This window comes from Faecalibacterium sp. 7, from assembly GCF_049562865.1.
Taxonomy (GTDB): Bacteria; Bacillota; Clostridia; order Oscillospirales; family Ruminococcaceae; genus Faecalibacterium; species Faecalibacterium wellingii.
In genome coordinates, this window is sequence record NZ_CP186911.1 from 236,348 (window position 1) to 250,397 (window position 14,050).

Here is a 14,050-nt window from a genome sequence, read left to right on the forward strand (position 1 = left end):
AAATTTGCGCCCATGCCGGTGCTTTGCCCGGTGCGCGTTGTCACGTCCATTGTACACGAAAGCAGGTGCGCCGTCAACCGCTTGCCGCATTGCACAAAGTTTTCCAGATGGGTCGTCCGTTTTTGTACACATCACGCGTTTTGCGCAAACCGTTTGCACTCCATCCGGATTCATGCTATAGTATTCTGGTAGGTTTTGTAGGGATTTGGCAAAAAGCCTTGACTTCAAGTGTACTTCAAGGTTTATAATACCTTTATTCCGGACAACACAGAGAGTATCTGAACACCGTTCTGAGGGAACATTTTTCATGTTTGAAGCATTTTTTGCAAACCGCACGGTCAGCGTGCTGGCGGAGGCCCTGCCGCGTATCCTGACAGCCGGCCTGACCATGACCATCCCGCTGACCCTTGTCTCCTTCTTTTTTGCCATGATCATTGCCGTGGCCGTCGCGCTGGTGCAGTACGCCAATGTGCCGGTGCTGCGGCAGATCGCACGGTTCTACATCTGGGTCATCCGCGGCACGCCGCTGCTGGTGCAGCTGTTCATCATCTTTTATGGTCTGCCCAGCGTGGGCATCATGCTGGACGCTTTCCCGGCTGCGGTCATCGCCTTTGCCTTCAACGAGGGTGCCTACTGTGCCGAGACCATGCGCGGTGCGCTGGAAAGCGTGCCCCAGGGCCAGCTGGAAGCCGGTTACTGCGTGGGCATGAGCTGGTGGCAGATCATGCGCCGCATCGTGCTGCCACAGGCCCTGCGCACGGCAGTGCCTGCCCTCTCCAACTCGCTCATCGGCATGATCAAAGACACCTCGCTGGCGTCCAATATCACGGTGGCCGAGCTGTTCATGGCGGGCCAGCGGGTGGCCGCCCGCACCTACATCTTCCTGCCCATCTACTGCGAGGTGGCTGTGGTGTACCTGCTGTTCTGCACGGTCATCACCAAGCTGCAGGCTTTGCTGGAGCGTCGGCTGAATGCCCACGGCTTCCAGTGAGAAAGGAGTGTGGGTTTTATGGCAATGTTAGAGATCCGCAATGTGCAGAAAACATTCCGCACCAATGCAAAGCCCGGCCTGCATGCGGGCATCTTCCACCGTCCCAGTGCGCGGAAGGCTGCCCAAGAGCTGCAGGTGCTGCGCGGGGTGGACCTGACCGTAGAAAAGGGCGATGTGGTGGCCATTCTCGGCCCCTCCGGCTCCGGCAAGACCACCCTGCTGCGGTGTCTGAACTTTCTTGAGACTGCCGACGCTGGCCAGCTGATCCTTGACGGCGAGAGCTTTGATCTGGCCCATGCAAACCGGGCTGACATCGCCCGCCTGCGCAAAAAGACGGCCTTTGTGTTCCAGAACTACAACCTCTTCCGGAACAAGACCGCTCTGCAGAACGTGACCGAGGGGCTGATCGTGGCCCGCAGGATGCCCAGAGAGCAGGCGGACGCCGTGGGTATGAAAATGCTGGCAAAGGTGGGCCTTGCCGACCGGGCAGACGCCTACCCTCGTCAGCTTTCCGGCGGTCAGCAGCAGCGCGTGGCCATTGCCCGGGCACTGGCCTCCGACCCGGAGAATGATCTATTTTGACGAGCCCACCAGTGCGCTGGACCCGGAATTGACCGGTGAGGTGCTCTCGGTCATGCGGCAGCTGGCCGAAGAGGGCATGACCATGCTGGTGGTCACCCACGAGATGGGCTTTGCCCGCAATGTTTCCTCCAAGACCGTTTTCATGGAGAACGGCGTAGTGGTGGAGCAGGCTCCCTCCCGCCAGTTCTTTGCAGACCCGAAGGAGGAGCGTACCCGCGAGTTTTTGCGCAAGATCGCACACACTGAGTAAAGTTTAACCAACTCCCCCAGCCTGCTTCGCAGACAGCCCCCTCTGAGATGGGGCCTTTGGCAAAACCAGAAAGTCTCCCTCTTTGCCAAGGGCTCCCTCTTTGAGGGAGCTGGCGCAGCGTCAGCTGTGCCTGAAGGAGATTATTTCACAAATATTTTTATAGAGGAAAGGGAATCCAACTATGAAACGCAGAACCTTTATTTCTCTTATGAGCGTTATGGCCGCTGCCGGTGTGCTGACTCTGGCTGGCTGCTCCAACTCTTCCGGCAGTACCGCTGCTTCCGGCACGGCCGCCTCTGTGGCTCCTGCTGCCGGCGACCAGCTGTCCAGCATCCAGTCCAGTGGCAAGCTGATCGTTGCGCTGGAAGGCGCATGGCAGCCCTGGAGCTACCACGACGAATCCGATACTCTGGTGGGCTACGACGTGGAGGTGTCCCGCGCCATTGCCGAAAAGCTGGGTGTGGAGCCGGAGTACGTGGAAAGCGACTGGGACAGCCTGTTTGCCGGTCTGGACGCAGGCCGCTACGACATCGTGTGCAACGGCGTGGAAGTGACCGACGAGCGCGCCAAGACCTATGATTTCACCGAGCCCTACGGCTACATCCACACCGCCCTTGCCGTCCGCAAGGACAACGAGGACATCACCAGCTTTGAAGACCTGAAGGGCAAGACCACCGCCAACAGTCTGGCTTCCACCTACATGGAGCTGGCCGAAAGCTATGGCGCCACCGTGCAGGGCATTGACACGCTGGAAGAGACCATCCAGCTGCTCACCGCAGGCCGCATCGATGCCACCCTGAACGCCGATGTTTCCTTCTACGATTACCTGAACGTCCATCCGGACGCAGATTTCAAGCTGGTGGCCCAGACTGAGGACGCTTCTCACGTTGCCATCCCCCTGCGCAAGGGTGATGCCAGCGCCACCCTGCTGGAAGCCATCAACACCGCCATTGAGGAGCTGCGTACCGACGGCACCCTGAAAGAGCTGGGCGAGAAGTATTTCGGTCAGGATATTTCTGCGGAGAACTGAATCATTTGAATGCCCTCCGCTTTGCTCTGGGCATTTTCAGCGGAAAATTCATTTTAATATTGCAAAACCCGGCAGACTGCGGTCTGCCGGGTTTTGCCTTTTCACGGAAAGGGCCGTAACCGGTAAATGCATCAATCGCGTTTTTTTCAGCTCTGCACATTCATTGCATCTGAATGCAAAAAGCTCTCCCTTTCGGGAGAGCTGGCATCGCGCAGCGATGACTGCGAAGGTTTTGGTTTTATGCGTGAAAATACTCGTAGATGGTCTGTGCCGTCTGTTTCCCCACACCGGGGGTGTTTTCCAACTGGTCAGGCGTGGCTTCCTTCACCGCGCTCACGCTTTTGAACTGGGCCATCAGTGCCTTGGCTGTCTTGGGGCCGATGCCGGGGATCTCGGTCAGGGTGGAGGAATAACTCTTCTGCTTCATCTGCTGCTTGCGGTAGGCATTGGCAAAGCGATGGGTCTCGTCCTGAATGGCCGTGATAAAAGTAAAGGTGCCCCGGTTCATGTTGATGGCGATCTCCCGCCCCTCACTGTCCACGATGGCACGGGTACGGTGGTGGTCGTCCTTCACCATGCCGTAGAGCGGCACATCCGCAAGGGCAGTCCCGGCCAGTGCTTCTTTTGCCGCGCTCACCTGCCCCCTGCCGCCGTCCATCAAAAGCAGATCCGGCTTCTGCCCGAACCAGTTGCTGCAGGGCTCTCCCTTTTTTGCAAGCTCTGCGTACTTTTCGTACTCTGCCGCCCGCCGGGAGACGGTCTCTGCCAGCGATGCATAGTCGTCAGTGCCCGCCACCGTCTTCATTTTGAATCTGCGGTAGCCCGCCTTATAGGGCTTGCCATCCCTGAAGGTGACCATGCCGCAGACGCTGGAGCCATCGCCCCAGTTGGAGATATCGTAGCTTTCAATAGCCCGGGGCGGCTTTGCAAGGCCCAGCACCTGCGCCAGCTCGTCCAGCAGTTTTTCCTCCCGGGCGTAACGGCCGCTCTCCCGGGCAAGACGCTCCACCGCGTTGGTGTGGGCCATCTCCACCAGATGGGCCTTATCGCCCCGCTGGGGCACATACAGCTGCACCTCGCTGCCGCGCTTTTCGTTCAGCGCCTGCTGCAAGGCATCGCTGTCCGGCGGCAGCTCGTCCACCGCAATGATCTTGGGGATCTGCTCGTCATCCAGATAATACCGGGGCAGAAATTCCTCCCGCACAGCGGCGATGTCCGAGGTATCGTGGAACAAAAACTCCCGCTTGTCAGTCAGCCGTCCGTCCCGGAAGCGCAGCACCGCCGCACACACGCTGTCCGGCGTGCCTGCCAGCGCCACCACATCCATCTCCACATCCGGGTCCACAATGACCTTCTGCCCGGCGCTCACCTTGGTGATGGCTGCGATCTGGTCCCGCAGCAGGGCCGCCGTCTCAAATTCCAGCCGGTCCGAGGCCTCCTGCATCCGCTCGTTAAGGATCTTCAGGATGTCCTTTTTGCCGTAGCGGATCAGGTGCACGGCATTCTTGACCGCCTCGTTGTAGGTCTCGCAGCGGATCTTTCCGCTGCACACCGCCATGCACTTGCCGATGTGCGCATTCAGGCAGGGGCGTCCTTTGCCGATTTCCTGCGGGAAGCGCTTATTGCAGCGCGGCAGCAGAAAGGCATCCATGGCCGTTTCCGCCATCTGCCGGGCCGCAAAGCTGGAGGTATAGGGGCCGATATACTCGGCATCGTCCTCCTCCTTTTGCAGCACGAAGGAGAGCCGGGGCCATGGCTCCTTTGTCACCTTGATATAGCTGTAGCCCTTGTCGTCCTTCAGCAGGATGTTGTACTTGGGAGTGTGGGCCTTGATCTGGCTTGCTTCCAGCACCAGTGCCTCGAACTCGCTCTGGCACACGATGACGTCAAAGGCATAGGCGTGGGCGATCATCTGGCTGACCTTGTTGTCGTGGGGCACGCCTTCGCGGAAATACTGGCTCACCCGGATGCGCAGCCGCTTTGCCTTGCCGATATAAATGATGGTGTCGCTTTTATCCCGGATGATATACACCCCGGGCAGCAGCGGCAGCATACAGGCCTTCTGGTAGAGTTCCGCTTTGGTCATGGCATCTCCTTAAGCAAAAAACAAAAAAGCGGCAGGTTCCCCCGCCGCTCCATTTTATTGGTACAGATTACTCCGCAAAGCCGGACTCCACCAGCTTGATCAGGCCGTCCACTGCAGCCTGCTCATCAGCGCCGTCAGCGATGATACGGATGGTGGTGCCGCCCACGATGCCCAGAGACAGAACGCCCAGCAGGCTCTTTGCGTTCACGCGGCGTTCTTCCTTCTCGACCCAGATGGAAGACTTGAACTCGTTAGCCTTCTGGATGAAGAAGGTAGCCGGACGAGCGTGCAGACCAACCTGATTTTCAACGGTAACTTCTTTCACGTACATAGTAAAGCGCTCCTATCTAATATCGTTTTGGGTATAGAATCTGTATAGTGTACCTGTTGCGTTACGATTATTTTAGCGCAAGTCGAAACGGTTGTACAGCCCTCCGGCGTATTTTTGGCGGTTTCTCCAATGAAAAGGGGCCCATTTTTCATTATTTGTACAAAGATAATAAAATTATTCCCCGAAGGTTAGAGGGTAAATACAAAAGTTTTCAACATTTTTTCGACCGTCGGCCCATAACTCTGTCATTTTTGTACGTTTTCGGCACCTGCTGCCATACTTTGCGCACCCGTTTTCCCGCTTTTGTGCACCCTTGGCCGGGGCCGGGGATCACTTCTGTGCGCCGCCCTCGTACCGCATCCAGACCAGTGCGCACTTTTTCACCACAGCCGGATACTGCTCCGGCGTGAATTCCAGCTCGGTGCCGCTGGTCATTTCCCAGCCCATGCGGGTGTAAAGCGCAATGGCCCGGGTGTTGGTGTTCAGCACGCTCAGCACCGGGTGCTCGTGCTCGCTGAGCTTTTTGCGGGCAAAGTCCAGCATCTTCATACCGATGCCCCTGCCGCGCGCCTCCTCGGTGACGAACAGATGTTCAATGTGCCCCACCTTGTGGTTGATGCTCACGATGCCGTCCGGCACCTCCTTGGTGGTGTGCAGATAGCATGCCCAGCCGGCGGCCTTTTCCTGCCGCAGCTGCAGCAGGTACTCTTCCTCGTTGAGGCTGGTACAGTATTCCGGGGTCCAGTTCTCGGCACAAGTCGCACGCCGTCCCTCCACAAAGATGCGGGCGGCGGCGGCAAACTGCTCATCGGTCTTGACAAGGCGCATGTTCTCGCCGCGCTTCCACTTGGGCAGTTCCTCCACAGGGTGGCTCCTGCACCACTGCTCATACAGCTCCGGGCGGCGCAGGCGGGTGCGCTCCCGGCTCTGCTCACTGCGCCATGCATCGATCTTCTGGTGGTCGCCGCCCAGCAGCACCTGCGGCACCGCGCGGCCCTCCCACACCTCGGGGCGGGTGTACTGGGGATACTCCAGCAGGCCGTCCCAGTAGCTTTCTTCCTCGTAGCCCTTCTGCTCTGCCAGCACGCCGGGCTTCAGGCGCAGCACGCTGTCTGCCACCACAAGGCTGGCCAGCTCGCCGCCGGTGAGGATGTAGTCACCGATGGAGATCTCCTCGTCCGCAAATGCCTCGATCACGCGCTCGTCGATGCCCTCATAGTGGCCGCATACCAGTGTCAGGTTATCATACTGGGCCAGCCGCTTTGCGTGCTCCTCGGTGTAGCGCTGGCCGCCTGCCGTCAGGAACACGATATGCGGGGCCGGACGGCCCTGTGCAGCCACTTCCTGCTGCACAGCACGCAGGCAGTCTGCGATGGGCTGGGCATACAGCACCATGCCACAGCCGCCGCCGTAGGGGTAATCGTCGGTCTGCTTCTGTTTGTTCAGGGTATAGTCCCGAATCTGGTGGCAGTGGGTCTCAATAAAGCCCTTCTTTGCCGCGCGCCCGATGATGCTGGCATCCAGCACCTGCTGGCACATTTCCGGGAACAGGGTCACGATGTCCACGCGCATCCCCATAGCTCACTCTTCCTCCCGTTCGCTGTCAAAGTCGTCATCCAGCAGGCCCGGAATGGGGGTGACAAGGAGATAGCCCTCCGGCGGGTTGCGCTCTTTCAAAAAGGCGTCCACGCCCGGGAACATATATTCCTTGCCGCTGGGGGCTTTGACGGTGTAGATATCCTGTGCACCGGGATGGTCCACGCTGGTCACAACGCCGTACACCCTGCCGGTGTCGGCATCCCGCACTTCACACCCGATGAGGTCGGCCACATACCAGCGGCCTGCGGGCAGGGTGGCGTCATTGCGGTCAAAGTAGAACACCTGCCCGCGCAGCGCACGGGCGGCGTCCATGTCGTTGACGCCCTCCAGCTGCAGCAGCGCCATCTGGCCCTGCGCACGGATGGAGACGATCTTCCATGCCCTGCCGCCCTGGGCCGATGCGTACAGTCTGCCCACCTTTTTCAGAAAGTTGACGCCGTCGCACCAAAGCTCCAGCTTCATTTCGCCGCGCACGCCGTGGGTGGTCACGACCTTGCCCGCTTCCAGATATTGCTGCATATTTTTGCTCCTATAATCAAAAAGGCCCCTTGCCGCAAGGGCAAAGGGCCTGTAGGGTGCTCAGTCGATCTCAACAAGGACCTTTTCATCGACCCGCACAGCAGCCGCGCGCATCACCACACGAATGGCTTTTGCGATCCGGCCCTGCTTGCCGATGACACGGCCCATATCTCCCTCTGCCACGCTCAGGTGGTAGACGATGGTGCCGTCCTCGCGGGGCTCGTCCACCGTGACCTTGACGGCGTCTTTGTCCTCCACGAGACCGCGGGCAACTGCCAGCAACAGCTCCTGCATGAGTCAGCCCTCCCTACTTACAGAACGTTGGACTTCTTCAGCAGGACGCGAACGGTATCAGTGGGCTGTGCGCCGTTGGCGATCCACTGCTTTGCCTTCTCAGCGTCGATCTTGATCACAGAGGGCTCCTGGTTGGGATCGTAGGTGCCGATCTCCTCGATGAAACGGCCGTCGCGGGGGAAGCGGCTGTCAGCAACAACAACACGATAGAAGGGAGCCTTCTTGGCGCCGACGCGGCGCAGACGAATCTTAACTGCCATGGTAAATATCCTCCAAAAATTGTTTTGTGCGGCCCTTGCGGGCGCGTTGTTTATATTGTACAAACCCGCAAGGGGGTTGTATCACAAAAAAATCATTTCAGCCCGCGGAAGGCACCGGGATTTCCCATCATGCCGCCCAAGCGGCGGGCAAAGCCCTTGGGGCTCTTTTTGAACTGCTTCATCATCTTCTGCATCATCTCAAACTGCTTGAGCAGCTTGTTCACGTCGGCCACGGTGGTACCGCTGCCGGCCGCGATGCGGCGCTTGCGCTTGGGGTTGATGATGGAGGGCTTCTCGCGCTCTTCTTTGGTCATGGAATAGATCATGGCCTCAATGCGGTCGAACGCCTTTTCATCGACCTGACTGGGATCGATGCCGCTGCTGCCGGGCAGCATGCTCAGCATCGCGCCTGCACCGCCCATCTTGCGGATCTGTGCGAACTGGTCCAGCATGTCGTTCATGTCGAACTTGTTCTCCATCATCCGCCGGGCGGTCTCCTCGGCAGCCTTTTCGTCTGCCGTTTCCTGTGCGCGCTCAATCAGGCTCAGCACATCGCCCATGCCCAGAATGCGGCTTGCCATGCGGTCGGGATGGAACACATCCAGATCGTCCAGCTTTTCGCCGGTGCCCTGGAACTTGATGGGCTTCCCGGTGACGGCCAGCACCGAAAGTGCCGCACCGCCGCGGGTATCGCCGTCGGTCTTGGTGAGGATGATGCCGTCGATGCTCACCTTCTCGTTGAAGGTCTTGGCAACGTTCACGGCGTCCTGACCGGCCATGGCGTCCACCACCAGCAGGGTCTCGTCCACAGGAACGGCTTCCTTGATGTCCACCAGCTCCTGCATGAGCACATCGTCGATCTGCAGACGGCCGGCGGTGTCCAGGATCACGATGTCATTGCCGTAATCCCTGGCGTGTGCCAGCGCCTTCTTTGCAATTTCCGGCGGCTTTGCACCCGGCAGCGTGAACACCGGTGCGCCCGCCTGTTTGCCCACCACCTGCAGCTGATCGATGGCCGCAGGGCGGTAAATATCGCAGGCCACCAGCATGGGGCGGCGGCCCTGTTTGATAAAGTATTTTGCCAGCTTTGCGGCATGGGTGGTCTTACCATTGCCCTGCAGGCCGCAGAGCATGATGACGGTCTGGCCCTTGTTCTTGATGTTCAGGCGGGCCGCCTCGCTGCCGCCCATCAGGGCAACCAGCTCTTCGTTGACGATCTTGACCACCTGCTGGGCCGGGGTCAGGCTCTCCATGACCTCCTGACCCATGGCGCGCTCGGACACCTTCGCGCAGAAGTCCTTGGCGACCTTATAGTTGACATCCGCTTCCAGCAGTGCCATGCGCACCTCGCGCATGGCGGCCTTGATATCTGCCTCGTTCAGCTTGCCGTGACCGCGCAGCTTTTTGAACACACCGGCAAGGCGGTCGGTAAGGGATTCAAATGCCATTGTGCGGTGCTCCTTTCACAAGTTTCAGCTCTCGTTCGCTTCGTCGATGGAACGGATCAGCTTCAGCATCCCGGTCAGCTGGTGTTCATACTCGGTGGTGGTCAGGCCATTTGGGCCGGTGCACTCGAACCGTGCATCAATGACCATCTGCTCCAGTTCCTCCAGCTTCTGCTGCACCCGGCGGTAGCGGGCCGCAAACCCGACCTTTTCCTCCAGCTCCTTCAGCGCATTCTCGCCATGCTTGATGGCGTCCCGCGCACCCTGACGGGTGATGCCGAAGTTTTCGCCGATCTCGCTCAGCGAAAGGTCGTCGTTGTAATACTGGCGCAGCATCTCGCGCTGCTTTTCGGTGAGCACCTCGCCGTAGAAGTCCAGCAGATAGCCCATTTCCAGATCTTTTGCCATCCTCTGACCCCCGGTTTTGTGCCTGTGCTTTCGAGAAGTGATGTAAAGTTCATCTGCTTTACGGATGAATTATAGCAGATACCCTGTCTGCTGTCAAGGGCATTCCGGGATTTTTTCCAGAAAATCCGGCAAAAATTCGCTGTTTTTGCCAAAATACCGCTTGACGCACCGGGGTCTTTTGCGTTAGGATAAGATTGTTGTATCCAAACAAATCCTCTCAGTCTTGCTGCGTTCGGCAGCTCTCCCGAAGGGCTGGCCTCTGCCAAACACCGTCTGATCAGGATGCATCCTCTTGAAAGGAGTTTTCCCGTGCCGATCTACCCCAATTTTTACCAGACGCTCAGCGCCTGCCCCATCGTGGAGCTGCGGGGCTATGCCGCCGCCTGCGGGCTGAAAGGGCGTTTGTATGCCTATCTGGACTTTGCAGGCCCCACCGGCACCGCCCGGGACGGCCTTGCCGAGGGGATGCTCGCCCTCGCCATTGAGAAAAAGAAGCTGAGCACCGGCCAGCCCATCATCGAAGCAGCCTCCGGCCCCTTTGCCGCCGCGCTGACGCTGGCGGGCCTTACTGCCGGGCATCCGGTGGTGCTGGTGATGCCGGAGGACGCCCCTGCCCTGCGGCAGGAGACCCTGCTGCGGCTGGGTGCCCAGATCCGCCACAGCCCGGCCCGCAGCGGTGTGAACGGTGCCCGCCGTCTGGCGGCACAGACCGCCGCCGCCAACGGCTGGTACTACATGGACTGGCTTGCCAACGATGACAACCCCGAATACCACCGCCGCGTCACCGGCCCGGCCATCGTGCAGAACATCGCCCGTGAGGGCAGGAGCGCCGTGGATGCCATTGTGATCGGCGTGGGCAGCGGCGGCACCGTAACGGGCGTGGGTGAGACCATCAAGGCCTGGACCAACGATGTGCGCATCGCCGCCGTGGAGCCCTACGAATCGCAGGCGCTGGGCGGCGGTCTCACCGGCCACCACGGCATCAGCGATCTGGGTTATGGCTTTGTGCCGGAAAACTTCAACGCCTATGTGGTGGACAACGTGGTAGCGGTGAACACCACCGACGCGCAGCGGGCCGCGCAAAAGGTGCTGCACACCGATGCAATCCCGGCTTCGGTGGCGTCCGGTGCTGTTCTGCAGGCGGCCGCGCAGCTCATCCATGTGGGGGCCAGCCGCTCTGCCCTTGCCATCCTGCCCGGGCGGCAGCTGATCAACACATTATAATATTACAGCAGGCCGGTCGCATCCGCTCCGTCCCGCTTTCTCTTCCCCATCTTATAAGAAAGGACCTCCCCAAATTCCAATGACGAACGATATGACAAAGGGAGCCATTACTCCGCTCCTGATCCGTTTTACCATCCCGCTGGTGCTGGGCAATCTGTTCCAGCTCACCTACAACGCCGCCGACAGCATCATCGTGGGCAAATTCGTGGGCGAGGAAGCCCTTGCTGCTGTGGGCACCTCCAACCCACTCATGACTCTGGCCATCCTGTTCATCAACGGCATGTGTCTGGGTGCCGGCATTCTGGTCAGCACTGCCTTTGGTGCAGGCGACACCCGACTGGTGGAACGTCAGGTGTCTACCACCGCCATCGCGGGCACCGTGTTCTCGCTGGCATTCTCGGCGCTGTGCGTCATTCTGGCCACGCCCCTGCTGCAGCTGATGCAGGTGCCCGCCGATATCCTGCCCATTGCGGTGAACTACCTGCGCATCGTGTTTGCGGGCCTGATCTTCACCTTTTTCTATAACTTCCTTGCCGCCACCATGCGTGCGCTGGGCGACAGCAAAAGCGCGCTGTATTTTCTGATGATCAGCTCGGTGCTGAACATCGGCGGCGACCTGTTTTTTGTGGAGGTTCTGAACTGGGGCAGCAACGGCTGCGCCCTTTCCACCGTGATCAGCGAGGCACTGTGCTGCGTGCTGTGCGTGCTGTACATCCGCTGGAAGGTGCCCATCCTGCAGTTGGGCAGGCGCTGGCTGGTATTTGACGGCAGTCTGCTGCGCAAAACAGTCAGTTATGGCTGGGCCAGCGCCATGCAGCAGGCCACCGTGCAGCTGGGCAAGATCGCGGTGCAGGCCATCGTGAACACTATGGGCGTGAGCACCATGGCCGCATTTACCGCAGCTTCCCGCATCGACGACTTTGCCTACACCCCGCAGCAGAACATCGGCCACGCCATGACCACCCTGATGGCACAGAACCGGGGCGCCGGCAAGCATGACCGCGTGAAGCAGGGCTTCCTCTGCGGCATGCGCATCGAAGGTGTTTACGGTGTGCTGATCGCCGTGGTGTGCTTCGGCGGTGCGCCCTTCATCATGAAGCTGTTCGTCACCGACCCGGAGGTCATCCATCTGGGCGTGCGTTTCCTGCGCACCGTGTCCCTGTTCTATCTGATGCCCGCCTTCACCAACGGCATTCAGGGCTTCTTCCGCGGCGTCGGCGACCTGAAGGTCACGCTGGTGTCCAGCACCATCAACATGCTGTTCCGTGCAGCCGCAGCAGCCGTGTTCGTGCTGATGTGGAAGCTGGAGATCGAAGCGCTGCCCTACAGTTATGTCGTCGGCTGGGTCGTCATGCTGGCCTACGAGCTGCCCCTGCTGGTGCGGTATCTGCGCAGCCATGAGGACGAGCTGTAAAATCATTTTCATGCTCTCCGCTCTGAGCATATTTAGCAGAAATTTTATTTTTATGGATAGAGCAATTCCCGGCAGACTGCGGTCTGCCGGGAATTGCATTTTCACGGGAGAGGTCGTTCAGACAAACGGCATCGTCATTTTTTTCAGAATGCGCGCAAAAAGCCGCCGTATCGTTTGATACGGCGGCTTTTGTTATGCGATGGATTATTTACGGCTTGCCAGCAAGTTCTCGATCTTCTTCAGCGGGTCGATGATGCTGGAAACAGACATATCGTGGTTCAGCGCCACCACGAAGTATGCAGCGTACTTGGAAACGTCCACATCCACATACCAGTCGCGGGTGAGCAGCTCAGGCATCCGGTAGGTCAGGTTGGTGCCCACAACATAGGTCAGCTTGCCCTCGGCCACAGCCTTGTCGAACTTGTCCAGACCGCTGGTGAACAGGGGGAAGGTCGCGTTGGCGATGATGCGGTCTGCACCACGCTCCTTCAGGTTGCCGGCAACCTCCAGCATGCTCTCGCCGGATGCGATGATATCGTCAGCGATGAAGACGGTCTTGCCCTCCACGCTCTCGCCCAGATACTCGTGGGCAACGATGGGGTTGCGGCCATTCACCACGCGGGTGTAATCGCGGCGCTTGTAGAACATGCCCAGATTGCAGCCCAGCACGCTGGAGAAGTACATGTTGCGGTTCATAGCACCCTCGTCCGGGCTGACCACGGTGAACTTGCTCTTATCAAAGGAGATGTCCGGGTCCTTCTTCAGCAGGCTCTTCAGCACCTGATAGGTGGGCATTGCGTTATCAAAGCTCATCAGAGGCACAGCGTTCTGCACGCGGGGGTCATGAGCATCAAAGGTGATGATGTTGCGCACACCCATGGTCTGCAGCTCCTGCAGGGCCACAGCGCAGTCCAGACTCTCGCGCACCACGCGGCGGTGCTGACGGCCGCCGTACAGGCTGGGCATAATGACCGACACACGGTGTGCCTTGCCAGCCACTGCCTGGATCAGGCGCTTCAGGTTGGCGAAGTGATCGTCCGGAGACATGTGGTTCTCGTAGTTGAACAGCTTGTAGGTCACACTGTAGTTGCCGGGATCGACCACGATGAAGATATCGTCGCCGCGCACCGACTCCTTCACCAGACCCTTGGCGTCGCCGCTCTGGAAGCGGGGGCAGTCGCAGGGGATGATAAAGGTCTCCTTATCGATGCCGGCTTCTTTGGCCCAGCGGGTCAGGTGCTTGTCGATCAGGCCGGTAAGCTCCTCCGCACCGGGGCAGGCGATGAGACGCATATCGGCCACGCTGGGCTGCTCAAAGAACGACTTCGGGGAAATTTCAATGGACATAATCACAACTCCTTATTGCTACTGTACAATCCGAATGATCGTCACACGAAAGTGCATATCTATCTTTATTTTATCACAATTTGACATTTGTGCCATATCAATTTGTTTCCGGTTTTCATTTTCTGCGCCTTGCACAGCTGTTTTTCGGTTTTTCGGCACAGTCTGTGTGTTTTTTACAAAAAGCACACTTTTCCTTTGCTTTGGTCGCAGCCGCCCCGCGCAAAAGGCGCTGCCGCACAAAAATGCGGCAGCGCCTTTTGGATGTCTGTC

At 59.0% G+C, this 14,050-nt stretch carries 13 protein-coding genes and 1 pseudogene; 5 read left to right on the plus strand and 9 right to left on the minus strand.

Translation table 11 applies throughout. The features are described 5' to 3' along the window. The first annotated feature begins 307 nt into the window (after nucleotides 1-307). From ACKXF7_RS01350 to ACKXF7_RS01360, 3 genes and pseudogenes are all read left to right on the plus strand, one after another. Nucleotides 308-991 (plus strand): amino acid ABC transporter permease, encoded by a 684-nt coding sequence (locus ACKXF7_RS01350; RefSeq protein WP_423741924.1) that lies wholly within the window; start codon nucleotides 308-310, stop codon nucleotides 989-991. 18 nt (nucleotides 992-1,009) lie between these two features. Further along, nucleotides 1,010-1,823, plus strand: a pseudogene (locus ACKXF7_RS01355) (amino acid ABC transporter ATP-binding protein). A gap of 181 nt (nucleotides 1,824-2,004) precedes the next feature. Further along, nucleotides 2,005-2,853 carry a transporter substrate-binding domain-containing protein gene (locus ACKXF7_RS01360; RefSeq protein ID WP_423741925.1) on the plus strand — a complete coding sequence of 283 codons (849 nt, stop codon included), beginning with the start codon at nucleotides 2,005-2,007 and terminating at the stop codon, nucleotides 2,851-2,853. Between the two features lie 238 nt (nucleotides 2,854-3,091). Here ACKXF7_RS01360 and uvrC read toward each other — a convergent pair whose 3' ends face one another. From uvrC to ACKXF7_RS01400, 8 genes are all read right to left on the minus strand, one after another. Further along, a complete protein-coding gene (gene uvrC, locus ACKXF7_RS01365; protein WP_423741926.1) occupies nucleotides 3,092-4,939 on the minus strand; it encodes an excinuclease ABC subunit UvrC in 1,848 nt (615 codons plus the stop codon). A gap of 67 nt (nucleotides 4,940-5,006) precedes the next feature. After that, the gene (locus tag ACKXF7_RS01370) at nucleotides 5,007-5,270 is read right to left on the minus strand and encodes an HPr family phosphocarrier protein (protein WP_005920365.1); all 264 of its coding nucleotides are present in this window, start codon (nucleotides 5,268-5,270) and stop codon (nucleotides 5,007-5,009) included. A 330-nt stretch (nucleotides 5,271-5,600) separates the two neighbouring features. Continuing rightward, nucleotides 5,601-6,848: a tRNA (guanosine(37)-N1)-methyltransferase TrmD gene (gene trmD, locus ACKXF7_RS01375; RefSeq protein WP_423741927.1), complete on the minus strand. Its 1,248-nt coding sequence runs from the start codon at nucleotides 6,846-6,848 to the stop codon at nucleotides 5,601-5,603. A gap of 3 nt (nucleotides 6,849-6,851) precedes the next feature. Beyond that, entirely contained in the window at nucleotides 6,852-7,388 is a 537-nt protein-coding gene (rimM, locus tag ACKXF7_RS01380; protein ID WP_249238110.1) for a ribosome maturation factor RimM, read from the minus strand. A gap of 60 nt (nucleotides 7,389-7,448) precedes the next feature. Beyond that, the gene (locus ACKXF7_RS01385) at nucleotides 7,449-7,682 is read right to left on the minus strand and encodes a KH domain-containing protein (protein ID WP_005920371.1); all 234 of its coding nucleotides are present in this window, start codon (nucleotides 7,680-7,682) and stop codon (nucleotides 7,449-7,451) included. 17 nt (nucleotides 7,683-7,699) lie between these two features. Further along, the gene (rpsP, locus tag ACKXF7_RS01390; protein ID WP_249238109.1) at nucleotides 7,700-7,942 is read right to left on the minus strand and encodes a 30S ribosomal protein S16; all 243 of its coding nucleotides are present in this window, start codon (nucleotides 7,940-7,942) and stop codon (nucleotides 7,700-7,702) included. Between the two features lie 92 nt (nucleotides 7,943-8,034). Next, nucleotides 8,035-9,390: a signal recognition particle protein gene (gene ffh / locus ACKXF7_RS01395; protein ID WP_423741928.1), complete on the minus strand. Its 1,356-nt coding sequence runs from the start codon at nucleotides 9,388-9,390 to the stop codon at nucleotides 8,035-8,037. A gap of 24 nt (nucleotides 9,391-9,414) precedes the next feature. Then, a complete protein-coding gene (locus ACKXF7_RS01400) occupies nucleotides 9,415-9,795 on the minus strand; it encodes a sigma factor-like helix-turn-helix DNA-binding protein (RefSeq protein ID WP_249238107.1) in 381 nt (126 codons plus the stop codon). Nucleotides 9,796-10,104: 309 nt separating this feature from the next. Here ACKXF7_RS01400 and ACKXF7_RS01405 point away from each other — a divergent pair, with 309 nt between their 5' ends. Together ACKXF7_RS01405 and ACKXF7_RS01410 are read left to right on the plus strand one after the other, a co-directional pair. Beyond that, nucleotides 10,105-11,019 (plus strand): pyridoxal-phosphate dependent enzyme, encoded by a 915-nt coding sequence (locus ACKXF7_RS01405; protein ID WP_423741929.1) that lies wholly within the window; start codon nucleotides 10,105-10,107, stop codon nucleotides 11,017-11,019. Nucleotides 11,020-11,098: 79 nt separating this feature from the next. Next, nucleotides 11,099-12,433: an MATE family efflux transporter gene (locus tag ACKXF7_RS01410; protein ID WP_423741930.1), complete on the plus strand. Its 1,335-nt coding sequence runs from the start codon at nucleotides 11,099-11,101 to the stop codon at nucleotides 12,431-12,433. A gap of 204 nt (nucleotides 12,434-12,637) precedes the next feature. Here ACKXF7_RS01410 and ACKXF7_RS01415 read toward each other — a convergent pair whose 3' ends face one another. Continuing rightward, nucleotides 12,638-13,780: a ribose-phosphate pyrophosphokinase gene (locus ACKXF7_RS01415; RefSeq protein WP_423741931.1), complete on the minus strand. Its 1,143-nt coding sequence runs from the start codon at nucleotides 13,778-13,780 to the stop codon at nucleotides 12,638-12,640. Between the last annotated feature and the right edge of the window lie 270 nt (nucleotides 13,781-14,050).

Excerpts from the sequence above, each read along its gene's own strand:
- rimM (WP_249238110.1), bottom strand. The coding sequence starts at position 7,388 with ATGCAGCAATATCTGGAAGCGGGCAAGGTCGTGACCACCCACGGCGTG.
- ACKXF7_RS01410 (WP_423741930.1), top strand. The coding sequence starts at position 11,099 with ATGACGAACGATATGACAAAGGGAGCCATTACTCCGCTCCTGATCCGT.
- ACKXF7_RS01385 (WP_005920371.1), bottom strand. The coding sequence starts at position 7,682 with ATGCAGGAGCTGTTGCTGGCAGTTGCCCGCGGTCTCGTGGAGGACAAA.
- ACKXF7_RS01350 (WP_423741924.1), top strand. The coding sequence starts at position 308 with ATGTTTGAAGCATTTTTTGCAAACCGCACGGTCAGCGTGCTGGCGGAG.
- ACKXF7_RS01400 (WP_249238107.1), bottom strand. The coding sequence starts at position 9,795 with ATGGCAAAAGATCTGGAAATGGGCTATCTGCTGGACTTCTACGGCGAG.
- ACKXF7_RS01360 (WP_423741925.1), top strand. The coding sequence starts at position 2,005 with ATGAAACGCAGAACCTTTATTTCTCTTATGAGCGTTATGGCCGCTGCC.
- ACKXF7_RS01370 (WP_005920365.1), bottom strand. The coding sequence starts at position 5,270 with ATGTACGTGAAAGAAGTTACCGTTGAAAATCAGGTTGGTCTGCACGCT.
- ffh (WP_423741928.1), bottom strand. The coding sequence starts at position 9,390 with ATGGCATTTGAATCCCTTACCGACCGCCTTGCCGGTGTGTTCAAAAAG.
- uvrC (WP_423741926.1), bottom strand. The coding sequence starts at position 4,939 with ATGACCAAAGCGGAACTCTACCAGAAGGCCTGTATGCTGCCGCTGCTG.
- rpsP (WP_249238109.1), bottom strand. The coding sequence starts at position 7,942 with ATGGCAGTTAAGATTCGTCTGCGCCGCGTCGGCGCCAAGAAGGCTCCC.
- trmD (WP_423741927.1), bottom strand. The coding sequence starts at position 6,848 with ATGGGGATGCGCGTGGACATCGTGACCCTGTTCCCGGAAATGTGCCAG.
- ACKXF7_RS01415 (WP_423741931.1), bottom strand. The coding sequence starts at position 13,780 with ATGTCCATTGAAATTTCCCCGAAGTCGTTCTTTGAGCAGCCCAGCGTG.